General features: G+C 69.9%; 25 protein-coding genes. 13 read left to right on the top strand and 12 right to left on the bottom strand.

Annotated features, from left to right (window positions below; genetic code table 11):
• Nucleotides 1-8: 8 nt before the first annotated feature.
• Nucleotides 9-944 (bottom strand): inorganic phosphate transporter, encoded by a 936-nt coding sequence (locus tag MBA17_RS23850; protein WP_238498780.1) that lies wholly within the window; start codon nucleotides 942-944, stop codon nucleotides 9-11.
• A 102-nt stretch (nucleotides 945-1,046) separates the two neighbouring features.
• Here MBA17_RS23850 and purU point away from each other — a divergent pair, with 102 nt between their 5' ends.
• Nucleotides 1,047-1,895: a formyltetrahydrofolate deformylase gene (gene purU, locus MBA17_RS23845; protein ID WP_238498779.1), complete on the top strand. Its 849-nt coding sequence runs from the start codon at nucleotides 1,047-1,049 to the stop codon at nucleotides 1,893-1,895.
• 70 nt (nucleotides 1,896-1,965) lie between these two features.
• Here purU and MBA17_RS23840 read toward each other — a convergent pair whose 3' ends face one another.
• Nucleotides 1,966-4,026, bottom strand: coding sequence for a prolyl oligopeptidase family serine peptidase (locus tag MBA17_RS23840; RefSeq protein ID WP_238498778.1), 2,061 nt, complete (start codon nucleotides 4,024-4,026; stop codon nucleotides 1,966-1,968).
• A gap of 317 nt (nucleotides 4,027-4,343) precedes the next feature.
• Here MBA17_RS23840 and MBA17_RS23835 point away from each other — a divergent pair, with 317 nt between their 5' ends.
• The gene (locus tag MBA17_RS23835; RefSeq protein WP_238498777.1) at nucleotides 4,344-4,853 is read left to right on the top strand and encodes an HNH endonuclease; all 510 of its coding nucleotides are present in this window, start codon (nucleotides 4,344-4,346) and stop codon (nucleotides 4,851-4,853) included.
• Nucleotides 4,854-5,142: 289 nt separating this feature from the next.
• Nucleotides 5,143-5,352, top strand: coding sequence for an FmdB family zinc ribbon protein (locus MBA17_RS23830; RefSeq protein ID WP_238498776.1), 210 nt, complete (start codon nucleotides 5,143-5,145; stop codon nucleotides 5,350-5,352).
• Between the two features lie 361 nt (nucleotides 5,353-5,713).
• On the opposite strand, the gene MBA17_RS23825 is transcribed toward MBA17_RS23830, so the two are convergent.
• Entirely contained in the window at nucleotides 5,714-6,199 is a 486-nt protein-coding gene (locus MBA17_RS23825) for a helix-turn-helix transcriptional regulator (RefSeq protein ID WP_238498775.1), read from the bottom strand.
• 194 nt (nucleotides 6,200-6,393) lie between these two features.
• Between MBA17_RS23825 and MBA17_RS23820 the strand changes: the two genes are divergently transcribed.
• Nucleotides 6,394-7,224: an NAD(P)H-binding protein gene (locus tag MBA17_RS23820; RefSeq protein ID WP_238498774.1), complete on the top strand. Its 831-nt coding sequence runs from the start codon at nucleotides 6,394-6,396 to the stop codon at nucleotides 7,222-7,224.
• Nucleotides 7,225-7,257: 33 nt separating this feature from the next.
• Here the strand turns inward: MBA17_RS23820 and ilvD are convergent, their stop codons facing one another.
• Nucleotides 7,258-9,096, bottom strand: a complete 1,839-nt coding sequence (gene ilvD / locus MBA17_RS23815) for a dihydroxy-acid dehydratase (protein ID WP_238498773.1) — start codon at nucleotides 9,094-9,096, stop codon at nucleotides 7,258-7,260.
• Between the two features lie 105 nt (nucleotides 9,097-9,201).
• Entirely contained in the window at nucleotides 9,202-9,972 is a 771-nt protein-coding gene (locus MBA17_RS23810) for a nuclease-related domain-containing protein (protein WP_238498772.1), read from the bottom strand.
• 426 nt (nucleotides 9,973-10,398) lie between these two features.
• On the opposite strand from MBA17_RS23810, the gene MBA17_RS23805 reads away from it, so the two are divergent.
• Both MBA17_RS23805 and MBA17_RS23800 read left to right on the top strand, forming a co-directional pair.
• Nucleotides 10,399-10,704 carry a hypothetical protein gene (locus tag MBA17_RS23805; RefSeq protein ID WP_238498771.1) on the top strand — a complete coding sequence of 102 codons (306 nt, stop codon included), beginning with the start codon at nucleotides 10,399-10,401 and terminating at the stop codon, nucleotides 10,702-10,704.
• A gap of 5 nt (nucleotides 10,705-10,709) precedes the next feature.
• On the top strand, nucleotides 10,710-11,066 hold the full coding sequence (locus MBA17_RS23800; RefSeq protein ID WP_238498770.1) for a TPM domain-containing protein: 357 nt from the start codon (nucleotides 10,710-10,712) through the stop codon (nucleotides 11,064-11,066).
• A 9-nt stretch (nucleotides 11,067-11,075) separates the two neighbouring features.
• Here the strand turns inward: MBA17_RS23800 and MBA17_RS23795 are convergent, their stop codons facing one another.
• Nucleotides 11,076-12,575 (bottom strand): protein kinase domain-containing protein, encoded by a 1,500-nt coding sequence (locus tag MBA17_RS23795; RefSeq protein WP_238498769.1) that lies wholly within the window; start codon nucleotides 12,573-12,575, stop codon nucleotides 11,076-11,078.
• A 207-nt stretch (nucleotides 12,576-12,782) separates the two neighbouring features.
• Here MBA17_RS23795 and MBA17_RS23790 point away from each other — a divergent pair, with 207 nt between their 5' ends.
• Nucleotides 12,783-13,511, top strand: a complete 729-nt coding sequence (locus MBA17_RS23790) for an FHA domain-containing protein (protein WP_238498768.1) — start codon at nucleotides 12,783-12,785, stop codon at nucleotides 13,509-13,511.
• Here MBA17_RS23790 and MBA17_RS23785 read toward each other — a convergent pair.
• Nucleotides 13,508-14,467, bottom strand: coding sequence for a hypothetical protein (locus MBA17_RS23785; protein ID WP_238498767.1), 960 nt, complete (start codon nucleotides 14,465-14,467; stop codon nucleotides 13,508-13,510). The two genes, MBA17_RS23790 and MBA17_RS23785, sit on opposite strands and share 4 nt — an antisense overlap.
• 323 nt (nucleotides 14,468-14,790) lie before the next feature.
• On the opposite strand from MBA17_RS23785, the gene rarD reads away from it, so the two are divergent.
• Complete coding sequence (gene rarD, locus MBA17_RS23780; protein ID WP_238498766.1) at nucleotides 14,791-15,708, top strand: EamA family transporter RarD; 918 nt, start codon at nucleotides 14,791-14,793, stop codon at nucleotides 15,706-15,708.
• On the opposite strand, the gene MBA17_RS23775 is transcribed toward rarD, so the two are convergent.
• Both MBA17_RS23775 and pepN read right to left on the bottom strand, forming a co-directional pair.
• The gene (locus MBA17_RS23775; protein WP_238498765.1) at nucleotides 15,681-16,553 is read right to left on the bottom strand and encodes a hypothetical protein; all 873 of its coding nucleotides are present in this window, start codon (nucleotides 16,551-16,553) and stop codon (nucleotides 15,681-15,683) included. The genes rarD and MBA17_RS23775 overlap by 28 nt on opposite strands.
• 152 nt (nucleotides 16,554-16,705) lie before the next feature.
• Nucleotides 16,706-19,273: an aminopeptidase N gene (pepN, locus tag MBA17_RS23770; protein WP_238498764.1), complete on the bottom strand. Its 2,568-nt coding sequence runs from the start codon at nucleotides 19,271-19,273 to the stop codon at nucleotides 16,706-16,708.
• A gap of 153 nt (nucleotides 19,274-19,426) precedes the next feature.
• Between pepN and MBA17_RS23765 the strand changes: the two genes are divergently transcribed.
• Together MBA17_RS23765 and MBA17_RS23760 are read left to right on the top strand one after the other, a co-directional pair.
• Entirely contained in the window at nucleotides 19,427-20,062 is a 636-nt protein-coding gene (locus MBA17_RS23765) for a mycothiol-dependent nitroreductase Rv2466c family protein (protein WP_455432834.1), read from the top strand.
• A 112-nt stretch (nucleotides 20,063-20,174) separates the two neighbouring features.
• Nucleotides 20,175-21,581, top strand: a complete 1,407-nt coding sequence (locus MBA17_RS23760) for an aldehyde dehydrogenase family protein (RefSeq protein WP_238498762.1) — start codon at nucleotides 20,175-20,177, stop codon at nucleotides 21,579-21,581.
• Between the two features lie 13 nt (nucleotides 21,582-21,594).
• On the opposite strand, the gene def is transcribed toward MBA17_RS23760, so the two are convergent.
• Nucleotides 21,595-22,083 carry a peptide deformylase gene (def, locus tag MBA17_RS23755; RefSeq protein WP_238498761.1) on the bottom strand — a complete coding sequence of 163 codons (489 nt, stop codon included), beginning with the start codon at nucleotides 22,081-22,083 and terminating at the stop codon, nucleotides 21,595-21,597.
• Between the two features lie 95 nt (nucleotides 22,084-22,178).
• Between def and MBA17_RS23750 the strand changes: the two genes are divergently transcribed.
• The gene (locus MBA17_RS23750; protein ID WP_238498760.1) at nucleotides 22,179-22,646 is read left to right on the top strand and encodes a ribose-5-phosphate isomerase; all 468 of its coding nucleotides are present in this window, start codon (nucleotides 22,179-22,181) and stop codon (nucleotides 22,644-22,646) included.
• Between the two features lie 201 nt (nucleotides 22,647-22,847).
• Here the strand turns inward: MBA17_RS23750 and MBA17_RS23745 are convergent, their stop codons facing one another.
• Nucleotides 22,848-22,997 carry a hypothetical protein gene (locus MBA17_RS23745; protein WP_238498759.1) on the bottom strand — a complete coding sequence of 50 codons (150 nt, stop codon included), beginning with the start codon at nucleotides 22,995-22,997 and terminating at the stop codon, nucleotides 22,848-22,850.
• Nucleotides 22,998-23,007: 10 nt separating this feature from the next.
• Nucleotides 23,008-24,240, bottom strand: a complete 1,233-nt coding sequence (locus MBA17_RS23740; RefSeq protein WP_238498758.1) for a GNAT family N-acetyltransferase — start codon at nucleotides 24,238-24,240, stop codon at nucleotides 23,008-23,010.
• A 130-nt stretch (nucleotides 24,241-24,370) separates the two neighbouring features.
• On the opposite strand from MBA17_RS23740, the gene MBA17_RS23735 reads away from it, so the two are divergent.
• Nucleotides 24,371-25,486, top strand: coding sequence for a SpoIIE family protein phosphatase (locus MBA17_RS23735; protein WP_238498757.1), 1,116 nt, complete (start codon nucleotides 24,371-24,373; stop codon nucleotides 25,484-25,486).
• Nucleotides 25,487-25,570: 84 nt separating this feature from the next.
• A complete protein-coding gene (locus tag MBA17_RS23730) occupies nucleotides 25,571-26,878 on the top strand; it encodes a M50 family metallopeptidase (protein WP_455432832.1) in 1,308 nt (435 codons plus the stop codon).

The raw sequence follows: 26,878 nt of genomic DNA, 5'->3' as shown, positions 1-26,878 counted from the left end.
GATCCTCTTCACGTGGTCACCCCCTTGACGGCGAGCGCCGCCACCGCGGCGAGCAGCCCGCTCACCGGCAGCGTCAGCGTCCACGCCATGACTATCTTCGTGGCGGCGGGCCAGCGGACCCGTCGCATGCTCTCGGCCATCCCGGCGCCGATCAGGCCGCCCGCGATGGACTGGGTCATGCTCACCGGCGCGCCCGCCGCCGCGCAGCCGAGCACGGTCAGGCCGCTGCCCACTTCGGCGGAGACCGCGTGCAGATGCCGTGAGGCGAGGATCTCTCTACTGAGAGTACGGCCGGCGCGCGGCAGGCCGTACACCGCGCCGATTCCGAACAGGACCGCGATCAGCACCGAGACGCCGGCCGGGACGCCGGACAGGCTGAGGGCGATCATGAAGACGGCCAGCATCTTCTGCCCGTCGTTCGCCGCGTAGGCGAGGCACTGCAGGGCGAATCCGCCCCGGTGCCAGCCGGGCAGCGTCGTGCTGGTCGCCACCCTCGTCAGCACCCGGCTGACCACACTGGAGACGAGGGCCCCGACGAACGGTGCGGCGAGGCCCACGGCGAGCACGAACACCACTCCGCCGAGCGAGACCGGCAGGCCCCAGCCGAGGCCCGCGCCGGTCACCGCGCCCACGATGGCGAGGGTCAGGCTGGTCGGCTGCCCGCGCGCGCTGAGCACGGTCACCACCACGAGCGCCGACACCACCGCCACGGCCATCGCGATCTGCCCGTCGGCGCCGCGCAGCACGGTGAGGCGGGTGGTGAAGGTGACGGCCACCTGCGAGGTGATCAGCGGCACGACGGCGACGGCGACCATCAGCATGAGGAGCCCCACGAGGGGGCGCACACTGGGCAGCTTGAGGCCGGTGCCGAGCAGGGCACCGCCGTCGTTGATCCCGGAGACCACCGCGAAGACGCACGCGAGGGCGACCAGGACCGTCGTCATGCCCCTCCATCCGCCCCGACCAGCGTGCCTATACGGGAAATACCTACCCAAGGCGGCGGGGATGATGAACGGAGACCGCACCTGTAACGGTAATCTGCCCACGTGGCATCCGAGTACGTGCTGACCTTGTCCTGCCCCGACCGCCCGGGAGTGGTGGCCGCCGTCTCCGGCCTGCTGGCAGCGCGGGGCTGCAACATCACCGAAAGCCAGCAGTACGGCGACCGCGTGGCCGACCGCTTCTTCATGCGCGTGCAGTTCGTCTCCACGCTCGCGGCCGATGACCTCCGTACGTCCTTCGCCTCGCTCGCCCCCGAGTTCGGCATGGACTTCAAGCTTCGCGACCCCGCAGTCAGGCCGCGCGTCCTCGTCATGGTCAGCAGGCTCGGCCACTGCCTGAACGACCTGCTCTACCGGGTGCGTTCCGGCCTGCTCGACATCGAGATCGTGGCCGTGGTCTCCAACCATCCCGACCTGCGCCCGCTCACGCAGTCGTACGGCATCGACTACCACCACCTGCCGGTCGTCCCGGACGCCAAGGCGCGGCAGGAGGCCGAGGTGCTCACGCTGGTCGAGCACTACCAGGCCGATCTGGTGGTGCTCGCCCGCTACATGCAGGTCCTGTCGGAGGATCTGTGCGCCAAGCTGGCCGGACGGGTGATCAACATTCATCACTCGTTCCTGCCGTCGTTCAAGGGCGCGAAGCCGTACCACCAGGCGTTCTCACGCGGAGTGAAGCTGATCGGCGCCACCGCGCACTACGTGACGCCCGACCTGGACGAGGGGCCGATCATCGAGCAGGAGGTCGCCCGGGTGAATCACACCCATTCCCCGGACGACCTCGCCGCCATCGGGCGCGACCTGGAGTGCCAGGCGCTCGCCCGCGCCGTCGGGTGGCACATCGAGCAGCGCATCCTGCTCGACGGCCACAAGACGATCATCTTCCAGCGCTGATCTCGCCCGGCGGCCCGGCCCCGCCCACTCGGTACCGCGGACAGGGCCACGGCCACCGGCCGGACGGCGTCTAGACCAGACCGGTGTGCTCGGCCAGGAAGCTGAGCTGGTCGGCGGCCAGCTCGACCGACTTGCTCACCGCGCGGGCGCCGTGTCCCACCTCCATCTCGTTCCTGAGCAGGACCGGCCGGTCGGCGGTCTGCGCGTGCTGGAGCGCCGCGCACATCTTCCAGGCGTGCAGCGGATGCACCCGCGTGTCGGACTGGAACACCGTGAACATCGTCGCCGGATAGGCGACGTCTTCGCGCACGCGGTGATACGGCGAGTAGGCGAGCAGCCAGCCGAATTCCTCGGCCACCTCGACCGAGCCGTACTCGACGTTCCAGGTCGCGCCCAGCCCGAACTTCTCGTAGCGGATCATGTCGAGCAGCGGGGCGGAGCAGACCACCGCGGCGTACAGGTCGGGGCGCTGGGTGAGGGCCGCGCCGACCAGCAGCCCGCCGTTGGACCCACCGGAGATGCCGAGCATCTCGGGGGTCGTCCTGCCGGTGGCCACGAGGTGCTCGGCCGCCGAGTGCAGGTCGTCGAAGACGTTCTGCTTGTGGGCGAGCATCCCCGCCCGGTGCCACTGCTCGCCCTGCTCGCCGCCGCCGCGGAGCTGGGCGATGGCGTAGACGCCGCCGGCCTCGACCCAGGTCAGGATCGACGCGGAGTAGCCGGGCGTCATCGAGATGCCGAAGCCGCCGTAGCCGTACAGGATCGTGGGACGCGGGCCCTCGTGGCCGGGGCGGGAGATGACCAGCATGTGCACCTCGGTGCCGTCGGCCGAGGCATAGGTGATCTGCTCGGTCGTGACGGCCGGCACCTCGACGGCGCCCGGGGAGGCGGCCCACAGGGTGGTCTCGCCGGTGCGCGCGTCGTAGCGCTGGATGGAGGGCGGGGTGGTGTTGTCGGTGTAACCGAACCAGGCTTCGTGCCCGCCCTCGGGACGCTCGATGATGCCGCCGATCGTGCCGAGACCGGGTGTGGGCACCTCGCCGATCCGCTCGCCGGACACCATGTCGTGCACGGTGATCTCGCTGATCGCGTGCCTGGTCCAGCCGACCAGCATGACGGGACGATCGAGGTCGTCGAGCAGCGCGAAGTCGGACAGCACGGCCTCGGGATCCTCCGGGACGAGGTCGTGCCAGTGCTCGAAGCCCGGCTCGGCCGGGTCGGTCACGCACACCCGGGCCCGCGGCGCGTCGCGGTCGGTGAAGACGTAGAGCCGGCCGTCGCGGCCGAAGTGCAGGGCCGTCTGGGCGTCGACGCCCTCCTGGACGGTGACCAGATCCGGGCTCTCGGGCGACGAGGCCGACAGGTCGGCCACCCACAGGTCGTTGCGCGGGGCCGTGCCCCGTGAGGCCGAGACCGTCAGCCAGCGGCCATCGCGCGATACCGAGACCCCGTAGTAGTTGGTCTTCTCCAACCCGGCACCGAAGATCATGACGTCGGTCTCGGTGGAGGTGCCCACGCGGTGCAGGTAGATGCGCCGGTGGAACTGCTCCTCGCCGTCGGGAACCTCAGTCGCGGGCAGCCGGCGCACATAGTAGAAAGCCTCGCCGCCGACCAGCCACGCGATCGGAGAGTAACGGCAGCGGTCGATCGGTCCTTCGATCCGGTCACCGTGCGCGACGTCGAGCACGTAGAGATTGGACTCCTCGTCACCGCCCACCGAGATCTGGTAGGCCAGCAGCCGGCCTTCCTTGTCGGGCTGCCAGGTGTCGAGGGTGGTGAGCCCGGTGGGATCGATCGCCATCGGGTCGAGCAGGACCCGCTCGGTGCCGTCGGGATCGACGGTGTAGAGCACCGCGTGCTCCTGGTCGGGCGTCCTGCGCATGAAGAACCGCCGCTCGCCGCGCCACACGGGAGCACTGACCGATCCGGAGCGCAGCAGCTCCGCGATCCGGTCGCGGAACTCCTTGCGCGGTTTCATCGCGGATCGGAAGAGGTCTTCCTGCGCGGCCAGCCACTCCTTGGTGGCCGGGTCGTCGGGGTTCTCCAGCCACCGGTAAGGGTCGGGAACGCCGGTGCCGTGCAGCTCGTCGAGATGGTCGCCGCGGTGCGCACGCGGGTAGGACTGTCGGGTCATGGGTCGAACCTTACATTTTCCGCGGGCCGCGGAAGCGGGTCACGAGGGCCCTGTGGATACGGAGTAAAGCGGTGTCCGAGCGGGGATAAACCGGGAAGGCGCCTCGCCCGTCATCCACACCTGGCGTTATGGGGTGGCGGGGGAGCCGAGCGAAACGCCAAACTGGGTGGAGGACGGTGCCGTGGTGACCAACCGCTGGGCCGTCCGGCGGAGGTCCCTGTGACGGAAGGAACCGGGCCCCAAGAGAACGGGCCACAATTCGGGTCGCGCCCAGGCGCGGCCCTTGATACGGCGCGTGCGGCGGGAAGTGTCCGCTGATGCGCCAGGTACTTTTGCTCAATGCCACCTTTGAGCCACTGACCACCCTCTCCCTGCACCGAGCCGTGGTGCTGGTGCTGAGGGAGAAGGCCGACGTCGTGCATCGCGACGGCCGGGGCGCGGTGCTGCGCTCGGCCAGCCGTACGCTCGACGTTCCTTCGGTGATCAGGCTCAGAAGATATGTCCGCATCCCCTACCGGTCCCGGATTCCCCTCACGCGCGCGGCCCTCATGCGCCGTGACGACTTCCGCTGCGCCTACTGCGCGCAGCGGGCCGAGACCATCGACCATGTCATCCCGCGTTCGCGGGGCGGCACGCACACGTGGGAGAACTGTGTTGCCTCCTGCATGGCGTGCAACCACCGCAAAGCCGACAAGTTCCTGGAGGAACTGGGGTGGACCCTACGTGTCCCCCCGGTGGTGCCACGCGGCGCCCACTGGCGATTGATCGGTGCGCAACTGATCGGCGATCCCCTTTGGGCGCCCTACCTCGCAGAGACCGCGGCCTAGCCTCGACCGCCCGGCCGCGGACCGGACCCGAAGCCGGGGGGACCTCCCCCCGGCTTCGGTGCGTGGGGCTCGCCGAGCCCCACGAACACCCAAGTACGGCACACCCAAGTACGGCACCCCCAAGTACGGCGGAGCCCACCCGGCGCCCCGCGCCGCCGCCACTCGCGCCCCGTGGCGACACGCCACTCCAGCGGCTGTGGTCCCCGCCGCGACGACTCGTGCGTCCCCTCGGCGACGATCCGCACTGCACCATGTCCACCGGGTGGTCCCGCCGGAGTAGTCTGACCGCATGCCGCGATATGACTTCCGGTGCCGCGCCTGTGGGCACACCTTCGAGCTGACCCGATCGATGGCGCAGTCCGGTGACCCCGCGCTGTGCCCCCAAGGGCACGACGACACCGTGAAGCTCCTGTCGACCGTCGCCGTGACCGGCGGCGCGCCGGCCCCGGGTGGTGGCGGTGGCGGCGGCGGTTGCTGTGGCGGGGGCTGCTGCGGCTGATCGTCTTGTGACCCAGGGCCAGGGCGGACGTGTGTCCTCTGCTCGTTGCCTCGGACAGTGCCGTCCACTGGGCGGTGGCAGGTGTCCGTGCTGTCCGCTGGGCGACCGCGGGTGACCTGGCCGTCCGCTGGGCGAATGCTGGTTTCCGGGCCGTCCGGTGGGCGAGCGCTGGTGTCCGGGCTGTCCGCAGGTGTCCGGGCCGTTACTGGGCGACCGCGGACGGCCTGGCCCGTCCGCTGGGCGACCGCGGGTGACCTGGCCGTCGTCGTGAGGTCGTACTGAGAAGGACCACCGCCGCGACCCCGCCGAACCACGGGTGCGGACGGGCGCGTGGTGCGCGGCGGGGCCGTCGGGGCTTCGGTCAGGCGGCCTTGCGGCGCTGGAAGGGGAGGAAGCGCTCGGCCAGGAGGGGGCGGGCGGGGGTCATGGTGGTCTCGACGGCGATGATCCGGTCGAAGCGGAAGGCTCTGATGGCGCCCCTGAGGCGGCACATGCCGACCAGGAACCAGTACTCGCGATGGACCAGGCAGGTCACCGGGTCGATCTCGCGAACGGTGATGCGGCCACCCGCGTCGCGGTAGTGCAGGCGGATCACGAGCCGGCCGGTTACGGCTCCGGCGATGACCCTGGCCCGGGTGGCCACCTCGGTGGGGAGCGGGGCGGTGAGAGTGGCGAGCGTGGTGGCCACGACGGCGTCATCGACGTCGAGGTGATCGAAGGCGTGGCTCAGCGCACGCCGTGCGGTGACCGACTGCGGGCCGGCGCCCAGGTGGGCTAGGGACAGGGCGAGGGCGGCGATCTCGGCGGTCGTCAGTGAACGGGTGGGGGCCTTCATGACGTTACCCATACCCAGAATTTTACCCTCCGGCACCGACATTTTTCGAACTCAACGTCGATCGGGACGGCATCATGCCGCCCTCGGCGAACCTCTTCCAGAGACGGCGCCAAGCTCTTCAAGTAGCAGAATGAAGCATTCCGTTCTGCTACTATGTTGGAGAACGTTCCGTTCCGCATTGAGGCCTGGGCATGAGGGAGAACATAATGACGATCTTGGTAACCGGAGCCACCGGAACCGTCGGCAGCCAGGTGGCCGGTCAGCTTGTCGAGGCCGGTCACCGGGTGCGTGCCCTGACGCGTGACCCGGCGAGGGCGAAGGCGGAGCTGCCGGCGGGAGTCGAGATCGTCGCCGGTGACCTCGCCGTACCGGACAGTCTCACCCCGGCCCTGGACGGCGTCACCGCGATCCACCTGATCAACTTCGCCGGAGACCACTACCAGCCGCTGACGTCCGGCAAGGAGATCGTGGAGAGCGCCGTCAAGTTCGGCGCGCGCCGCGTCACCGTCCTGGGCGGCCGGGCCGACGGGAGCCTGGAGCAGGCGCTGGCCGGCAGCGGCCTGGAATGGACGCTGCTCAACCCCGTCGAGTTCATGGCCAACACACTGAAGTGGTGGGGCCCCTCCGTACGTGCCGAAGACGTGGTCCGGGAGCCGTACGGTGACCGGCTGAGCGCGATGATCCACGAGGCCGACATCGCGGCGGTCGCGGCCACCATCCTCGCCGGGGGAGGCCACGGCGGCAAGACGTACACGCTGACCGGCCCCGAGGCGCTCACCATCGCGCAGAAGGTGCGCGTGCTCGGCGACGCCATCGGCCGTGAGATCGCGTTCGTCGAGCTCACCGAGGCGCAGGCGAAGGAGAAGTGGCGGAGTGAGGGCATGTCCGAGGAACTGGTCGAGTTCCTCGTCTCGGCGCTCGGTGACACGCCCGAGGAGGGCTACACGGTGCTCCCGACCGTCGAGCAGATCACCGGCCGCCCGGCTCGCACCTTCGCCCAGTGGGCCACCGAACACGCCGCGGCCTTCCGCCCGTGAGCACCCTCACGCGCGGACGCCGCGGCGGGGCGGTCAGCGGGAGAGCTGGGTCAGGTCGCGGGAGGCGCCGGTCGAGGCGGACGTGGTGAGGGCGGCGTACGCCTGGAGGGCGGCGGTCACCGGGCGGTGCCGGTCGCGGGGACGGTAACCGCCGAGGTCGGCGAGCAGGCGCTCGCGGCGGGCGGCGAGCTCGCCCTCGGAGACCTTGAGCTCCAGGGACCGGGCAGGGATGTCGATCTCGACGAGGTCGCCGTCCTCGACCAGGGCGATGATGCCGCCTTCCCCCGCCTCGGGAGACGCGTGCCCGATGGACAGGCCGGAGGTGCCGCCGGAGAAGCGGCCATCCGTGACCAGGGCGCACGTCTTGCCGAGGCCCTTCCCCTTGAGGAAGGAGGTCGGGTAGAGCATCTCCTGCATGCCGGGCCCGCCCTTGGGCCCCTCATACCTGATGACCACCACGTCGCCGGGCTTGACCTTGTTGTTTAGGATGCCTTCCACGGCGTCTTCCTGCGACTCGAAGACCACGGCCGGCCCGGTGAACCGCCAGATCGACTCGTCGACGCCGGCCGTCTTGACCACGGCGCCGTCCAGTGCGAGGTTGCCGTAGAGCACGGCCAGCCCGCCGTCGCGGGTGTAGGCGTGCTCCAGGTCGCGGACGCAGCCGGCGGCGCGGTCGAGATCGAGGTCGTCCCAGCGGGCGTCCTGCGAGTAGGGCTTGACGGTGCGCACGTTGCCGGGCCCGGCGTGCCACAACTCCATGGCCTCGGGCAGCACGGTGGGCGACATCGGGTCCCAGGCGGCGATGAAGTCGGCCAGGGTGCCCCCGTTGATGGTGGGCACGTCGCGGTGGAGCAGGCCCGCGCGGTCGAGCTCGCCGAGGATGGCGGGGATGCCACCGGCCCTGTGCACGTCTTCCACGTGGTACTTCTCGGTCGCGGGGGCCACCTTGCACAGGCAGGGCACCCGGAGCGAGACCTCGTTGATCTCCTTGAGGCCGAAGTCGACCTCCGCCTCGCGGGCGGCGGCCAGCAGGTGCAGGATCGTGTTCGTGGAGCCGCCCATCGAGACGTCGAGGGCCATGGCGTTCTCGAACGCGTCACGGGTGGCGATCGAGCGCGGCAGCACCGACTCGTCGTCCTGCTCGTAGTAGCGCCGCGTGATGTCCACCAGGGTACGGCCGGCCTGCTCGAACAGGGCGCGCCGCGCGACGTGCGTGGCCAGTGTGGTGCCGTTGCCGGGCAGCGCCAGGCCGAGGGCCTCCACGAGGCAGTTCATGGAGTTGGCGGTGAACATGCCGCTGCACGAGCCGCAGGTCGGGCAGGCGTTCTCCTCCATCTCCAGCAACTCGGCGTCGGAGACGCTGTCGTCGGCCGCGGCGATCATCGGATTGATCAGGTCGAGCTTGCGCCCGAGAGCCTTGCCGGCCTCCATCGGACCGCCGGAGACGAACACCGTCGGGATGTTGAGCCGGAAGGCGGCCAGCAGCATGCCAGGGGTGATCTTGTCGCAGTTGGAGACGCAGACCAGCGCGTCGGCGCAGTGGGCGTTCACCATGTACTCGACCGCGTCGGCGATCAGTTCGCGGCTGGGCAGCGAGTAGAGCATGCCGCCGTGCCCCATGGCGATGCCGTCGTCGACCGCGATCGTGTTGAACTCGCGGGGGATCGCGCCCGCCTCGCGCACGCCGCCCGCGACCACGTCCGCGACTTCGCGCAGGTGCACGTGCCCGGGCACGAACTGCGTGAAGCTGTTGGCGATCGCTACGATCGGTTTGCCGAAGTCGCCGGCTTCTACGCCGGTCGCCCGGAGCAGTGCCCGGGCACCGGCCATGTTCCTGCCGTGTGTGACCGTTCGCGACCTGAGGGCGGGCATGGCACATCTCCCATCGAAGACTGTCTGACTACAGACGCATCTTCAAATGGTACGGCCAGCGCCCAGTGCATGAGACGCCCGTCCACGACTCGGACCGCCAGACGGTCAGCCCTCCGCGTATCTGGGCGGCAGCGTCTGCTCGGCCGCCTCGAAGATCTCTTCGATCTCGGGCTCGGTCAGCGAGTGCTCCCGCTTGGTGATCCACTTGCGGGCTCGGCTGCCCTCGTAGACGTCGACGTTGCGGATGCTGAGGATCTTCCACGGGATCGCCGGGCCGTAGATCGCGAGCGACGGGACGACGGTGACCTCTCTGCCGATCTTCTTCGTGATCAGCTCACCCGCCTGTGACGCCTCCCAGGCCGCCTCGGTGAGACGCGGCTTCTGGTTGAACGGGCCGTGGAAGAGCCGTTTGCCCGACTGCACGCGAACGGGTAGTCGTTTGTCCCAGCTCTCCGAGTCGACCGCGTAGACGCCGGTCGGGCCGACCACCAGATGATCGATCTGGGCCTCGCTGCCGGGGATCGCGCGGGCGTGCAGCGTGCGGTAGCCGCCGCGTTCCAGCTTCTTCAGCTGGGCCTCGGTCCGCCGCTCGGCCGCGGATGATCGTCGGCGCCAGGCGGGCACGGAGGACGCCGAGCGCGCACGGTAGACGGTGTCGGCGATCGCCGCGAGAACCGCGCCTGTGACCCCGGCACGCCAGTCGGACACCAGCACGCCGACGACGAGCCCGGCGAGCACGGCGATCAGGGCGCGCAACCGCAGCGGCCGGTACTTCGGCTGCTGGAGCAGGCTGCGCAGCGAGGCCCGTTCGACAGGAGCGAACGTCGAGACGGGGGCGGTGGGGCGAGCCGACGACTGCGCCGGCCGGTCACTCACCCAAATCGGTGACGTATTGTGACCGTCTTCTGGAGATTGGCCAAGATCCACGTAACTCACGGTAGCCGAGTGGTAGAAGGATTGCCTAGTCTTCCCTGGTTCATACTTTTGTGGCCATCATCACCCGCTTCGCAACGCTGAAAACCGGGTATCTATGGCTTTCTTCTCTAGACAACCCTGGTGACAGCGCAGCGCTCAGCACGGCGTGACCGAGCACAGTCGTGATCTTACCGCGTCCGAGCAGGCAGAAGACGTGGAACGCCAGGGAAGTCTCACCTGGTGGTCCGGCCGGCTCCCGGTCCAGGACGACGACAGGCCGGGACGACCTGCTCGGCGGATACATGACTGTCACCTTCTGGTCGCCCTGTGACGTTCTCCACACGCTCGCTCTCGACGCGCCTCCGGGACGGGTCTACGTTCGTTGGTGTGGACAGCGCGATTGCGGTGCTCGGCGTTCTCATCGGGGTCTCGGCGGGGTTGTTCGTCGTGATCAGCCTGCTCGTGGCGCTGCCTGTCCGGGCCCGCGCCCAGCACAGCGGCCGCCCGCCGTCCCCGGACGCCGCGGTGTGGTTCGGCGGCCCGTCCCGGAGCGAGCACGGCGTCAGCAGTTCCGGCCTGGTGCTGATGGAGCGGCGGCCACTCTGGGTGACCGTCCCCGAGGCCGACTGGTCCGCGCTCGCCGAGGCCGCGGAGCCCGGCCGCCCCACCGGCGGCGCGTCGGCGGGCTGGTGACGGCCATGCGCACACTCACCTCCGTCCAGGCCGAGGACATCCGCCAGGCCGTACGGCACGCGGAACGCCGGACGGGCCTGCGGTTCGCCGTCTATGTCGGCCCGCACCCGGGTCGCCGCCGCCCCTTCGCCGAACGTCTGCACGCGGCGCTGGGGGAGGAGTCGGCCGACGCGGTCCTGGTCTACGTCGACCCCGCCGGCCACGCCCTGGAGGTGGTGACCGGCGAGCGGGCCCGCAGGAGACTGACGGATGACCGCTGCCGTCTGGTGGCGCTGTCCATGGCGACCGCCTTCAGCGGCGGAGACCTCGCCGGCGGCGTGGTCTACGGCCTCGCCGCCCTGGCCGAGCAGTCGGCCCGGTAGCGGCGCGGGTCACTTCGGGAGGTAGTCAGCCATATAGGTCTTGACCTTGCTGGTGTGGTCGAGCCACTTCTTGGGGACGCCGTTCGAGCGATGCATGGGCTCGACGCCGCTGCGGAAGAGGCCGGCGAGGTTCAGGGCGGGGTCGCCGGGCACGTCCGCGATCTGCGGCCCGAGGTGGCACATGAAGCGGCCCATCGACGTGATCGAGACCTCCGCCCCTAACGGCGGCTTGGGCAGCGGGGCCGCCAGACCGCCGGGCTGCCAGTGCCAGAGCACCTCCGGGGTCCAGCGCGCGATGCCGAACTCCGCGTTCTCGGGATCGTTCAGGTTGGGGTCGAAGCCGGACTCGGCCTTCAGCATCGCGGCGATCAGCGCGGGGCTCAGCCCCTTCAGCTTGCAGTTGGTGCCCGCCTTCACGATCCACGCGCGGTATTCACGGGGGATGTCGGAATCCTCGCGTAACCACTGGGCCGTGCCGTCCGACGGGCTCGCCGTACTGTCCGGGGGAGGGGCGATGGGGTCCTGCCCGCGGAGCAGTGCCACGCTCCCGGCGGTGATCGCGATGACGGCGGCCGCGGCCAGCAGGGAGAGCGTGAGCACGCGTCGCGGCCGCCGCCGGGGGGCGTCGTCGGGGGTTTCGTCCGCTGATTCGCCGGGAGGAACGTCGCCGGCGCGTGGTTTCACCGCGGTGACGGGGGAGATGGGCGCGACGGCGAGCGGCACCGGAGTGGTCCCGGTCAGGGCGGCCACGTAGGTGGCGGCGTCGGACCAGCGGTCCTCGCGGTCAGGGGCCAGAGCGCGCATGACGGCCTCGTCCACGGCGGGCGGGACGTCGGGACGCAGCGCGCTCGGCGGAACCCGGTCGGTGGGCTTGCCCGGGACGCGGCCGGTGAGCATGTGGTAGGTCAGCGCGCCCAGCCCGTGGACGTCGGCGCGGGCGTCTGGTGCGCCGTCGAAGTGGAGCTGCTCGGGAGCCTGGTAGCCGGGGGAGCCCGCGGGCAGGGTCAGCCCGGACAGGTGGTCGGTCGATCGCGCGATGCCCAGGTCGGCCACCATGACCCGCTCGCCGCCCTCGGGCCGGGAGCAGAACAACACGTTCGACGGCTTGAGGTCGCGGTGCACGACGCCGATGCTGTGCAGGACCGAGACGCCCTGGCAGATCTCGCCGATCACCTCGATCGTCTCCGCCACCCCCATCGGGGCACCGGCCAGGCGCTCCTCCAGGGTGCCCTTGTCGGCATAGGTCATCACGAAGTACGGCCGGCCGTCGTCGAGTTCGCCGAGGTCGAAGACCTGTACGAGCCGGTGGGAGTCGGCCTTGCGCAACAGCCGCGCCTCCTGCAGGAACCGCTCGCGAATGTGCGGCTGGCGGGACCAGTTGTCGGCGAGGATCTTGACTGCGACCGGAGAGCGGAGTTCGTCATCATGCCCGAGGTGAACGGATGCGAACCCGCCGACGCCGATTACCTGGTCGATTCGGTAGCGGCCGGCATGGGAGGGAGCCGTCATTCAGCACATCATGGCGGCTGATCCACTACCCGTCTATTCAACCCGCCGATTCAACCTGTCAGCTGCCAGCTTTCTTCGGCCGCTCCGCGTGGTGGATGATGTCGTCTCGACTCCTATCTGTAGAACAGGAGACCGAATGAACCCACACATTCGGCTACAAAGAGACACCCGATGGATATCCGGTGACGCACGAGTAAGGTCTCGCTGGTGCACAGCACGATTCTGATCCAACTCTCCGCGGTGCCGAGTCCCGACCGGCCCTACTCTCTGGAGCTCGAACCCGGGCAGCGGGCCGTTTTCGGCCGGGGGGCTCCGGGCACGCCGGTGGACATCGCGATCGAGGACCCCGCGGTGTCGCGGCAGGCCGGGCAGATCGCCGCCGTCGGCGACTACTGGCTGCTCTCGAACCTCAGCGGGGCCAAGACCTACGTGGTGGAGAACCCGGAGGGCGGCGGCGAGTTCGTCAAGATCCCGCCCGGCCGGATGGGCGCGCCCATCCCGTTCGAGTTCTCCCGGGTCTCGCTGCCGGCGGTGGACGGCAGCGTCTCCTTCCTGGTGTTCGCGCCGCAGCACGTGCACGCCCCGGCGGGACGCTCCAACGTCGGCGCGGAGACCCTGACCGCCTACCCGCTCGACCAGGAGGCCAAGTACTTCCGCATCCTGGTCGCGCTCTGCGAGCCGAGGCTGCGCGATCCCTCCTCCTCCCGGATCCCGACCATCCCGGAGATCATCGAGCGGCTGCCCGACATGGGGCTGAGCCGGACCGCCATCGGGTTCCACATCGGTTACCTCGCCGAGAAGAAGCTGCACGTCAAGCGGCCTAGCGATGGCGAGGGCAAGGCCGACTGGCAGCGGCACGCCCTGGTCTCGCTCGCCCTCCGCTTCGACCTGGTGACCAGCGAGCACCTGGCCCTGCTGCCCGTGCCGAGACGCTAGGACATCCGCGCGACCAGATGATCGGCGATGTCGTCGAGCAGGGTGGCGGGCTCGACGACCGCCCCGGCGACGGCGGAGAACAACGCGGACAGACCCCGGATCGGGAAGCCGTCGTCGCGGGTGGCCGCCCGGCCCACCGCGTTCTTGTCGAGTACGGCACGGCTGCGCTCCCAGGCGGACAGCACCTCCTCCGGCGACGGCACGCCGAACCCGTGGCCGACGGGCGCGGCGTGGCGCAGCCGGACCAGAGGGGTGTCGGCGAACGCCAGGGCCACCTTGGCGCGTAGCGCCAGCGGCTCGCGGTCGGCGGGGGCGACCCAGTCCATCGCGGTGCACGGGTTGCGGCACGTCGCCACGCAGGTGGCGAACGCGCCGGCCACCTGGCTGTGCTGCCGGTCGAAGTAGGCGCGCCACCCCTCGGCGGGCTCCGTCGCCACCCGCAGGGTGCGGTTCGCGGCGGACTGCTCGGCCTTGGTGTGGTCGCAGTCGCGGTCACCGATCACGCCGAACCTGCTGCCCGGCGCGTTGAGCCCGGCCGGCCACTCCGCCGGGTCCCCCGCATGGCCGAGCACCGGCTCGAAGGCCAGCAGCGGGAGGTACTCGCTGGCGATGTGCAGGGCCGCCATCATCGGGCTCATCTCGCGCCGGTGCCATCTGACCGCGATCACCTCAAGGAGCAGCGCGTAGGCCGGCCTGAGCGAGGTGAGCGCCCCCCGCGGCTGCTCACGCGGCGTCTGCGGCATGTGGCAGGCACGGGCCCGCCGTCGCAGCCCGGAGGGTACGGCGTGCGCCTCGACCGCGAAGTCCTCGGCGTCGAGTGACAGCAGGCGCTGGCCGAACTCGCACACGTCCGCGATCTCCTCCGCGTTGGGGAGGACCCGGGCGGCCAGCGCCCCGAGGTCGGCGAACGCGTGCCGTCTGGCGAGTTCGATCAGCAGTTCGTGTGCCGAGTCCATCGACCCACGATCCCACGCCCGCGAGAGTGGATCGACATAAGCCCCCACTACCACCAAATCACCACGCACCCCATCCAGGACATCACGTCCACCCACTGGGGTTTGGAACCGAAGAAACCACTCCAGCGTTTCGCCGTGACGGTGATCGGCGCCCGCACGTGAGCAGCGTTGACCCCGCGGACCGCGCCAGGTGCGGCGCGCGGCTCCGGCGTGGCCTGCCGTACGGGCATCACGGTCGGCACCCACCCCGGAACCGGGGGGCGGATCGACACATGATCCCCACGCCGCCGCGATGACGAAGGCGACCGGTTACGCTGGCAGCAATGTCTGAGAGCCGGCGCGGGATCCTCCTCGGCGCCGCCGCGTATGTGCTCTGGGGATTGTCGGCCCTCTACTGGCCGCTCGTGGAGCCGACCGGGCCGCTGGAGATCGTGGCTCTGCGGATCGTGTGGTCCCTGGCGGTGATCGTCGCGGTGGTGCTCCTCGCCCGCCGCTGGTCCCGCGTGCCGGCCCTGCTGCGCAACCGCAGGCACCTCGGCCTGCTCGTCCTGGCGGGCGTGCTCACCTCGGTCAACTGGGCCATGTTCATCTACGCGACGATGAACGGCCAGGTCGTGGACGCCTCCCTCGGCTACTTCATCACCCCGCTGGTCAGCATCGCCTTCGGGGTGATCGTCTATCGCGAGCGGTTGCGCCCCTGGCAGTGGGCGGCCGTCGCGCTGGGCCTGGTCACCGTCGTCGTGCTCACCGTCGACTACGGCCGGCCGCCGTGGATCGCGCTCGGCCTCGCGCTCACCTTCGGCACCTACGGCCTGATCAAGAAGCACGTGAACGCCGGAGCCGGCGAGGGCCTGCTGGTGGAGACCGGCGTGCTCTTCCTGCCCGCGCTCGGCTATCTCGTGGTGCTCCAGTGGACCGGGCACGCGACCTTCGGCCACGTCTCGGCGCTGAACACCTGGCTGGGCATCGGGGCAGGGTTCGTCATGGTGGTGCCGATGCTGCTGTTCGGCGCGGCGACCACCCGCATCCCGCTCAGTTCGACGGGCATGCTGCAGTACATCGAGCCGGCCGTGCAGTTCCTCCTCGGGGTGCTCGTCTTCCGGGAGGCCATGTCGCAGACCCGCTGGGCCGGGTTCGCGCTGCTGTGGGCGGCCCTGGCCGTGCTCACCGTCGACGGGCTGCGGGCGCGGCGCCCGGCCGCCGCCGAGCGCGATCAGGAGGTGCGCGCGCCGCTGCCCTGAGCGGTGGGCTCGTCGAGCTCCACGGCACTTCGCTCGATCATCTCGAACTGCCGCATCAGCCGCTCCAGGTCGGGCGGCGAGACGGTGAAGGTGTCGTGTACGGCCTCGCCGCCCGCCGTGTAGCTCAGCTCGTGGCCGCAGGAGTCGTCCCAGACCCCGGTGATCACCCGCATGTGCGGAGGCAACCGGTCGATGTGCACCCGCCGCACCTTGACACCCGCCGCCACCTGCTCACGGGCCAGCGCGTCAAGAGCGTCGGACCACTCCTGGTAGATGAAGACCCGGCGGATCTCGATCCCGCGCTTCAGCGCGTCGACCTGAGCCTGCCAGTACTGCCGGCCGACCGGCTCCAGCCACCAGTCGAGATCGACGGAGGGGACGCTGGTCACGCACATGGACCGCCGGCTGTTGGTGATCAGGCCGTGGAACACGCTGTTGTCGCCGTACGGCGCGCGGAAGTGGCCGCGTTCCAGGTCGGCGAGGGTACGCAGGCACTCCTCGAAGGCCGCGCGGCAGGCGGCCTCGGCCGGGGTGTCCTTGAACTCCCGCTCCACGTGCTTGGCGGCCCGCAGCATCGGCTCCATGAGGTCCGACAACCAGGCGATCTTCTCGATCGTGGCGACCATGGCGCCCACGCGCGTCTCGTGGTCGATCCGGCGCTGTTCCCGCAGCAGGGTCTGGATCTGCAGCGTGATGACTCCGCCGATGAGGCCCGCGACGGTGCCGAGCGCCTGTGCGGCGTCCTCGCGAACGTAGAAGATCACGGCCAGGACGATCGACAGACTCGTGCCGATGATCAGGACGGGATCGAGCGCAAGGGGCGCCCTGCGCACCGGTCTCTTCATCAACAGCTCCCCGAGACGCACCGAAGTGCCATTGTCCACCGGACGGCCGCCGGAGTCACGGGATAGATAAACACACGGCCGATCTTGCGGCAACCGCCGTCACCGAGAAGGGATCGGCCCGTGACCGGGCCGATCCCTTCCGTCCGGCTCGGTCACCCGGCGGCGGCGTCCCTCGCCCTGGCCCGGAGCGCGCGGCTGACGCCGTCGGAGCCTTCGAGCAGGAGACGGCGCAGCGCGTGCGGCGGCTCGGCGGCGGCGATGTACGACTCGGTCGCGTCCACGGTGCTCTGCTCGATCCGCAGCGCCGGATAGCAGCCGGTCGCGAAGGTCTGCGCCATGTCGGAGGTCCAGCGCTTCCAGAGGTCGCCGACCTCGGCGAAGTACTTCTCGCGGTAGGGGTCCAGCAACGCCGCGTGGTGCGGGTCCATGAAGCCCAGGACCGTCGATCGGAGCAGTGCGCCGCTCAGCTCGCCGCCGACGATCCTCGCCCAGGCCGCGGCCTTGCCCGCCTCGGTCGGGAGGGCGGCGGTGCACATCGCGGCCGAGCGCTCACCCGTGGCCGTGGCGTCGCGCAGCAGCTCGGCGTCGATGTCGGCCTGGTCCAGCACCGCACCCGACACCAGCGACCGGATCAGGGTCCAGCGCAGGTCGGTGTCGACGACGAGCCCGGCCGGCGCCCCCACGCCGTCCAGGATGGCACGGAGGAAGGCCAGGTCGTGGTCGGAAGTGGCCACCTGCGAGAACGCGTTGACGTAGGCGAGCTGATGGTCGGAGCTCGGCGCGGCCGTGCCGATCAGCTCACGCAGGGCGCCGGCCAGCAGGTCGAGCCCGGCGACCCGCCATTCCGGGTCCGCGTACTGCTGAACGGCGAGGCGTGCCTGGCGGAGCACGGTCTGGACGACCGAGATGTCCGTCACGGACGCGACACCGGACATGACCAGCTTGACGTAGTCGCGGGCCGCCATCTCGGTGTCACGGGTCATGTCCCAGGCGGCCGACCAGCAGAGCGCCCGGGGCAGGGACTCCTCGAAGCGGGAGATGCCGCCCTCGACCAGGGTGCGCAGCGAGCGGGCGTCGAGCCTGACCTTGGCGTACGTCAGGTCGTCGTCGTTGAGCAGGATCAGGTCGGGCTGGGTCTCGCCGATGAGTTCGGGCACCGCCGTACGGGCGCCGACGATGTCGAGCTCGATCCGCCTGGTCCGCTTCAGCTCGCCGCCGGACAGGGTGTACAGCCCGATGGCGACGCGGTGCGAGCGCAGCGTCGGGTACGTCGACGGGGCCTCCTGCAGCACGTCGAAGCCGGTGAACCTGCCCTCGTCGTCGGTCTCGAACGCCGGGCGCAGGGTGTTCACCCAGGCGGTCTCCAGCCATTCCTTCGACCACGACGACAACTCGCGGCCCGAGGTGCGCTCCAGGGCGGTGAGCAGATCGGCCAGGGAGGTGTTGCCCCAGGCGTGCTCGGCGAAGTAGTCGCGGACGCCGGCCAGGAAGTTGTCGATGCCGACGTAGGCGACGAGCTGCTTGAGCACCGAGGCGCCCTTGGCGTACGTGATGCCGTCGAAGTTGACCTCGACCGCCTGCATGTCCGGGATGTCGGCGGCGATCGGGTGCGTCGAGGGGAGCTGGTCCTGACGGTAGGCCCAGGACTTCTCCACGTTGGCGAAGGTGGTCCAGGCCCCCTGCCCCCAGCGGGTGGCCTCGGCCTGGCAGAGCACCGACATGTAGGTGGCGAACGACTCGTTCAGCCACAGGTCGTCCCACCAGCGCATGGTGACCAGGTCGCCGAACCACATGTGCGCCATCTCGTGCAGGATCGTCTCCGCGCGGCGCTCCACCATCGCGTCGGTGACCCGCGAGCGGAAGACGTAGTCCTCCAGGAACGTCACGCAGCCCGCGTTCTCCATCGCGCCCGCGTTGAACTCGGGGACGAAGAGCTGGTCGTACTTGCCGAACGGATACCGGACCCCGAAAACCTTGTGGTAGAAGTCGAAGCCCTGCTTGGTGACCTCGAAGATGTTCTCCGGGTCGAGGTGCTCGGCGAGCGAGGAGCGGCAGTAGATCCCCAGCGGGATGCCGTCGTGCTCGTCGGTCACCTTCTGGTACGGCCCGGCGACGAGGGCGGTGATGTAGGTGGACATCACCGGAGTCGTGGGGAAGTGCCAGCGCCTGGCGGCCTGCAGGGTGCCGTGCCTGCCCTGGTGCTCGGCCATCGACTCGACACCGTCGGGGGTGGCGTTGGAGACGACCTCCCAGGCGGCGGGCGCGAGCACGGTCAGTTCGAAGGTGGCCTTCAGGTCCGGCTGGTCGAAGCACGCGTACATCCGGTGGGCGTCAGCCGTCTCGAACTGCGTGTGCAGATAGACGTTCTGGTCGACCGGGTCGACGAAACGGTGCAGCCCCTCGCCGGTGCGCATGTACGCGCAGTCGGCGTCCACCACCAGCTCGTTCTCCGCGGCCAGGCCGGGCAGTGGGAAACGACCCCGCTCGGCGTCGTAGGCCGAGATGTCGAGCGCGGTGCCGTTGAGCGTGACATGCCGCAGGTGACCACCCGCCAGATCGATGAAGGTCGTGGCCCCCGGCCGGCCGGTCGAGAAACGAACCGTGGTCACGCTCTCGAACCGGTCCTCGCCCTCGGTGAGGTCGAGCTCGACGGCATAAGCCTGGACCTTCAGCAGCCGGGCACGCTCCCGGGCCTCGTCACGGGTGAGATTGCCTGCCACATCCACTCCTTTTTAACACAGCGTCATCACGCCCCGTCCTTCCGCGCCGTTGCGGAACGGATGTGTGAATCCTGCCACGACAGGCAGGGGAATGTCGCACCTGGAAGATCGGGTTATGTCCGGGTGTAAACCGGTGTCGTAGTCAAGGAGTCAATGATGACCGAGCGTATCCCCGTGGATCTGTGGTTCGATCCGTTCTGCCCGTGGGCGTGGATGACCTCTCGCTGGCTCCTGGAGGTCGAGCGTGTTCGCCCGATCGAGCCGCGCTGGCACATCATGAGCCTCAGCGTCCTCAACGAGGACAAGGACATCTCCAGCGACTACCGTGCGATGCTCAAGGACGCCATGGGCCCGGTCCGCGTGCTCGCCGCGGCCGCGGAGAAGTACGGCGAGGGCGTGCTCGGCCGCCTCTACACCGAGCTCGGCACCCGCTTCCACAACGACGGCAGACTGGCGGACCGGTCGACGTTGCGGGAGACGATCGCCGAGGCCCTGCGAGCCGCTGACCTCGACGTCGGCCTGGTCGACGCCATCGACTCCGGGGACTTCGACGAGCAGGTGCGCCGCTCCCACACCGAGGGCATCACACTGGTCGGGCAGGAGGTCGGCACGCCGGTCATCGCGGTCGAAGGCGCGGCGGGCAGGATCGCCTTCTTCGGGCCGGTCGTCACCCCGGTGCCGCGCGGCGAGGCGGCGGGCCGGCTCTGGGACGGGGTGCTCCTGGTGGCGGGCACCGACGGGTTCTTCGAACTGAAGAGGTCGCGCACCCGCTCCCCGATCTTCGACTGACCGGCGGATCTCCGGTATCGGCGGTGGGCGCGGGGCTGACGTCATAGTGTCGTCGGCGAGGGCGGTGCCCCGCGCCCTCGCCAGATACCGGTCCTCGGGTAAGGATGGGCACATGCGTCAGCTGTATCTGAACGGAGCATGGGCGGCGTCGACGTCAGGCGAGGGCATCGATGTCGTCAACCCCGCCACCGAGGAGATCGTGGACCGGGTGCCCGCCGGTTCCCCCGACGACGTGGAGGCCGCGGCCGCCGCGGCCGCCGCCGCCTTCCCCGGCTGGTCGGCCACCGCCCCCGCGGAGCGCGGCAAGTTGCTCGCCGCCGCGGCCGGCCTGCTCAAGGAACGTTCCGATCGGATCGCACGGCTCATCGCCACCGACATGGGCGCCCCGTACGGCATGGCGCTGAAGGTGCAGACCCTGATGCCCGCGGGCGTCCTCGCCTCCTTCGCCCAGCTCGCCGAGACCTACGACTTCGACGGCGGGCGGATCGGCAACTCCCGGATCATCAAGGAGCCGGTCGGCGTGGTCGGCGCGATCACGCCGTGGAACTACCCGCTGCACCAGATCGTGTGCAAGGTCGCGCCCGCGCTCGCCGCCGGCTGCACCGTGGTGCTCAAGCCGAGTGAGGTGGCCCCCCTCGCCGCGTACGCGCTGACCGAGATCTTCGACGAGATCGGGCTGCCCCCCGGGGTGTTCAACCTGGTCAGCGGTCGCGGGCCGGTCGTGGGCGAGGCCATCGCCGCCCACCCCGCGGTGGACATGGTCTCCTTCACCGGCTCCACGCGCGCCGGGCGCAGGGTCGCCGCGCTGGCGGCGGAGACGGTCAAGCGGGTGGCGCTGGAGCTGGGCGGCAAGTCGGCCAACGTGATCCTGCCCGACGCCGACCTGGCGGTCGCGGTCAAGGTGGGCGTGGCGAACGCGTTCATCAACTCCGGCCAGACCTGCTCGGCCCTCACCCGCATGATCGTCCACCGGGACCAGTACGACGAGATCGTCGCCATGGCCGTCGCGGCCGCGGAGAAGTACACCGTCGGCGATCCGTTCGAGGAGGGGACCAGGCTCGGCCCGCTGGTCTCCGCCGCGCAGCGGGAGCGGGTGGTCCGCTACATCAACCGCGGCGAGGAGGAGGGCGCCAGGCTGGTGACCGGAGGCACCGAACGCCCGCACGAGCGCGGTTTCTACGTGCTGCCCACGGTCTTCGCCGGAGTGGCCGCCGGGATGACCATCGAGCAGGAGGAGATCTTCGGTCCGGTGCTCTCGATCATCCCCTACACCCGCGAGGACGAGGCCGTGCGAATCGCGAACGGCACGCCGTACGGGCTGGCGGGGGCGGTCTGGGCGGGGAGCGAGGAGCGGGCCGTGGCGCTCGCGCGGCAGCTGCGCACCGGGCAGGTCGCGGTCAACGGCGGTTCGTTCAACCCGCTCGCGCCGTTCGGGGGGTACAAGCAGTCGGGGATCGGCAGGGAGCTCGGCGAGTTCGGCCTGGAGGAGTATCTGGAGGTCAAGTCGCTGCAGATGTAGCCGGCGAGGTTGGTCAGGGGGCCTGGAGAAGCACCGCGCGGGCGGTCTCCCTGGGCAGCCTGTCGACGTAGAGCTCGCCGTTGAGATGGTCGTTCTCGTGCTGGAAGCAGCGTGCGAGCGTCCCTCTCGCCTTGATCCGCAGTGGCCGTCCCAGCTTGTCGAATCCTGTGGCGGTGACCCCGGCGGCGCGCGGCGTCGGCGCGTAGAGCGGTGAGCCCTTGGCGCGGTCGGGCACCGACAGGCAGCCCTCCTCGTCGACGATCGGCTCGGGGTCGTCCACGGTCACCTCGGGATTGATCAGGTGCCCCTTCCTGCCGCTGATGTCGTAGACGAACAGGCGGCGTGACACGCCGATCTGCGGGCCCGCCAGTCCGACGCCGTCGACCGAGTACATCGCCGCGAACATCTCGTTGATCAGACGGCGGAGGTCGCGGTCGAAGTCGGTGACAGGCGTGGCGGGGGTGCGCAGGACCGGGTCGCCGATCACTCGGATGTCACGCATGGAGCGTTCTCCTGTAAGGACTGTTTGCCAGTAGCAGCTCTTACTCTAGTGGGCGCCGGGTCGTGCTCGACGTTCGAACCTGAAAGACTGGGCGGGTGCGCGTCTACATCGGTGCCGATCATGCCGGCTATGAGTTCAAGAACCACCTGTCCTCCTGGTTGAAGGAGCACGGACACGAGGTCATCGACTGTGGTCCGTTCGTCTACGACGCGGAGGACGACTATCCGACCTTCGTGCTGCGCGCGGCCCAGGGCGTGGCCGAGGATCCGGGCAGCCTGGGCGTGGTGATCGGCGGCTCGGGCAACGGCGAGCAGATCGCGGCCAACAAGGTGCGCGGGATCCGCGCCGCGCTCGCGTGGAGCGAGGAGACCGCCACGCTGGCCCGCGAGCACAACAACGCCAACGTGGTGAGCGTCGGCGCCCGGATGCACTCCGCGGAGGAGGCGACCAGGTTCGTCGAGGTGTTCCTCGGCACGTCCTTCTCCGGTAGCGAGCGGCACAGCCGGCGCATCGCCCAGATCGCGTCCTACGAGACGATCGGCCAGCTTCCCTCGCTGCCGTGAGCATCCGCTCAGCCTCTACTACGAGCGTCCGCTCAACTCTTGCTCTGAGTGGGCGCTCAACTGCTGCTCTGAGCGTCCGCTCAGCTTCTGCCGTTTGAGCGTCCGCTCAGCTCTTGCTCTGGGCGTCCGCTCAGCTTCTCCACGAGCGTCCGCTCGGCTCTTGCTCTGAATGGGCGCTCAGCTCACGCTGCGAGCTTTCGCTCAGCTTCTGCTGCGGCGTGAGTCGCGCCGCGGCGCTTCGTCTCGCAGCGGACGGCCGTCGGCGGCCTCCTGCTCCTCGGCGGTGGGCCGCGAGACGTCACGTGCGCGCATCGCGGTGGTCACGGTGATCTGTAAGCTCTGCAGCGCCATACCCGCGACTCTAGAACACCTGACCGCACCACGGGCGGGGGTCCCACGACATCGCGGTGGAGAGCCGTCGCACGGCGCCCGGGGTGATCTCCCCGATCGCGCCGCTCGCGACCAGCGCCGTGAGCGGCCGGCCGCCCAGATAGCCGGCGCCCAGCGCGGCGACCGCAAGGGTCAGGTCGGCGGCGGCCGACGTGGCCTCGCAGACCCCGCCCGACTCGTCGGCGGACAGCCGCCAGCGTCGCTCGTTCCACGGGCACAGCGGGTCGGCGACCTCGATCACCAGATCGACCGGCGCGGCATAGGCGCGGGCGGGCAGCGCCCGGCCGACGTCCACCAGCCGGATCCACAGTTCGTCCCCCCAGGCCGGGACCGACCTGCGGGGGTCGGCCAGCAGGTGGATGAGCGGGTCGTCCACCGGGCGGTTCGGCGCCCTGACCCGGGCGACCAGGTCGCGGTCGAGCAGGCCGCGCCAGAGCAGCGCGTACGCCGCGGGGTCCGTCGCGTAGAGGTCGTTCACCCGGATCTCTCCGTCGGGTACGGCGTGGCCGGTCCAGTCCATTTTGATCCGGAAGAGGGCGTATCCGCGGGCTCCCTCGTCGTCCTCTACGAGGAGGCACCGCAGGTGGCCGGTGCCCGCACGGTCGAAGTCCTCGTCGGCGAGGACGTGGTCCCAGCGGGTGGAGGTACGCGCGAAGTGTCCCGGCCGCCCGGCCAGCACCGTGTCGTAGATCCTCTCCAGTTCCTCGCGTGTCTCGGCCGGTTCGGCCAGGCGGCTGCGCAGCCGCTCGTCCACGGGGGCGCCCGGGACGAACCGGGAGCTCCGGGTGGGGATGGTGAAGGTCAGCTGGTCGGAGGCTCTGCCGTACCCGAACCTGCCGTAGATCGCGGATTCCGACGCGTACAACGCCGCGACGGCCTCGCCGTTCTCGTGCAGGTCGTCGAGCTGGCGTCGCATGAGGGCGGTCAGGATGCCCCGGCGCCGGTGCGAGGGCAGCACGGCCACCGCGGTCACGCCCGCCACGGGCAGGGGACCGCCGGGCACGGTCATGGTGAAGGTGAGCGCCGCCGCCGCGCCGACCGCCTGGCCCCCGTCGAAGGCGCCGAGACTGCGCTCGAACTCGATCAGGGACTTGTAGCGGGCGGTGAGCCCGGCGGGGTCCGTGGTGTTGAACGCCTCCTGGTCGACGCGTGCGAGGTCCGCCCACTCGGAGTCGGCGTAGGGTCTGATGGAGAACGTGTCCATTTGGCCACGGTAGGACTGCTGACCTGGGGAAGGCCACCGGATATCGGTGCCTGATCGGTCGTCTAATGATCAAGGTCTTGGTCAAGTGGGCTGCCCAATCAAGGGATAGACCGATACAGTCAGGCGCATCATGAGTTCCCGTCCGGTGCCGCTGATCCCTCCACGGCTCCGTGCGGTCTTGGTCCGAGTGCCGCTCCTGGTGCGGATCGTGCGCTTCGTCCGCCGCGGGCCACTCGCCCGAGACCGCAATCTGCTGCTCACGCTGGTCGCCCTCACCCTGGTGACCGGCGTTCTCGCCGCGCGCGTGTCCACCGAGTGGTTCTCGCCCTCGCTGCTGATCCTGATCACTCTGGTGGGCGGGTTGCAGCTCCGGTTGCGGAGTCTGTTCGGGCTGGTGTGCGCCGTGGTGGTCGTGCTCGGCTACGTCGGCGTGATGCGCGGGCTGCCGCACGTCGGCCCGGGGTTGCTGGTCACGCTGGGGTTCACCATCGTGCTGTCCGCGCTGATGGCCCGCACCCGGGGCAAACTCGGGGTGCAGGGGCTGCGCGGCGACGCGATGCTGCTCGAACTGCGCGACCGGCTCAAGAGCCAGAGCGAGATGCCCTCGCTGCCCAAGGACTGGGGCACCAAGGTGGTGCTCAAACAGGCGGGCGGCTCGTCCTTCGGCGGCGACTTCCTGGTGTCCATGCGCGAGGGGAACCGGCTGGAGCTCGCCCTGGTCGACGTCTCGGGCAAGGGGGTCGACGCCGGTACCAGGGCGCTGATGCTCTCGGGCACCTTCGGCGGGCTGCTCGGCTCGGTCACCGAGTTCCTGCCGGCCTGCAACACCTATCTGCACAGGCAACGCGAAGGTGAGGGTTTCGTCACCGCGGTTCATCTGAGCCTCGATCTCTCCACCGGCGACTACGTCATCACCTCCGCCGGGCATCCTCCGGTGGTGAAGTTCGAGGCGGGCACCGGCACCTGGCGGGTGGCCACCGCCAAGGGCGTGGTCCTCGGAGTGGTCCCTGACCTGCACTGCGAGCCCGACAGCGGGGTGCTGCGCAAGGGCGACGCGCTGATGCTCTACACCGACGGCCTGATCGAGCAGCCGGGGCGCGACATCGACGCTGGGCTCGACCGGCTGCTGGGCGAGGCCGAGCGGCTGCTGCCCTCGGGATTCCGCGACGGCGCCCGCACCCTGGTCAACTCCATGTCCGCGGGGCACAACGACGACTGCGCGCTGATTCTCATCTGGCGGCCGTGAGCCAGTGGATGGTCGGCAAAGGCCGTGATTCGGCTAGCCTGACAATGGGTACTTCGCGACTTCTCGGTAACGGGGGTTTCCACGGTGGTCTGGCTCTACGTTGCGGGACTCGTCATCTTCCTGATCGGATTGATGATCTCCATTGGCCTGCACGAGATCGGTCACCTCGTCCCCGCCAAGCGCTTCGGCGTCAGGGTGCCGCAGTACATGGTGGGGTTCGGGCCCACGCTGTGGTCCCGCAAGAAGGGCGAGACCGAGTACGGCGTGAAGTGGATCCCGTTCGGCGGTTACATCCGCATGATCGGGATGCTGCCGCCGCGGCCGGGCGACGATCCGACCAAGCTGCGCTCCAGCCGGACCGGCCCGTTCCAGGGACTGATCGACGCCGCCCGTGAGGTGTCGCTGGAGGAGATCCGCCCCGGCGACGAGAACCGGGTCTTCTACCGCAAGCCGTGGTGGCAGAAGGTCATCATCATGTTCGGCGGCCCGGCGATGAACTTCGTGCTCGCCTTCGTGTTGTTCGCCGTGGTGCTGATGGGCTTCGGCGTCCAGACCGAGCAGACGGTGCTGTCGAACGTGCCCAAGTGCGTGAAGACGGCGGAGCAGATGGCCAAGAACCCCGACTGCACGACCGCGGACAAGGCCAGCCCGGCCGCGGCGGCCGGCCTGCGCCCCGGCGACCGCATCATCTCGGTCGCCGGCAAGCCGACCGAGACCTGGGAGGAAGCGACCAGGGCGATCCGCGCGGAGCGGGCGGGCCCCGCGGTCATCGGCATCGAGCGCGGCGGTGCGCGGCTGTCGCTGAACGCCACGCTCATCGCGCAGGACCGCGAGTCGCTCGACGAGCCGGGAAAGATCGAGAAGGGCGTCGGCTATCTGGGCGTCTCGCCGGTCATCGAGATCCAGCGGCAGAGCATCGGCGCGGTCGGCGAGCACATGTGGAGCCTCACCGTGGCCACGGCGGGCGCCCTCGTCCGGCTCCCCGAGAAGATGGTCGGCGTGTGGAACGCCGCGTTCTCCGGAGACGAGCGCGATCCCAACGGCCCGATCGGCGTCATCGGCGCGGGGCGGATCGGCGGAGAGGTCGCGGCGTCGCAGGCGCCGGTCGAGAACAAGATCGCCTTCTTCATCAACCTGCTCGCCGGGTTCAACCTGGCGATGGGCATGTTCAACCTGATCCCGTTGCTCCCGCTGGACGGCGGGCATGTCGCGGGCGGCCTCTGGGAAGGGGTCAAGCGCGGGTTCGCCAGGATCGCCAGGCGGCCCACGCCCGGTCACGTCGACATCGCCAAGGCGCTGCCGCTGACCTACGCGATGGCGTTCATCATGATCATTATGGCTGGGCTGCTGATGTACGCGGACCTGGTCAACCCGATCCGCCTGGCGGGATGA

Origin of the sequence: Dolomitihabitans soli (assembly GCF_022213955.1) — a bacterium.
GTDB classification, from domain to species: Bacteria; Actinomycetota; Actinomycetes; order Streptosporangiales; family Streptosporangiaceae; genus Streptosporangium_A; species Streptosporangium_A soli.
Note: the sequence above shows the minus strand (reverse complement) of the source record. Positions and strands in the feature narration are given on the sequence as shown.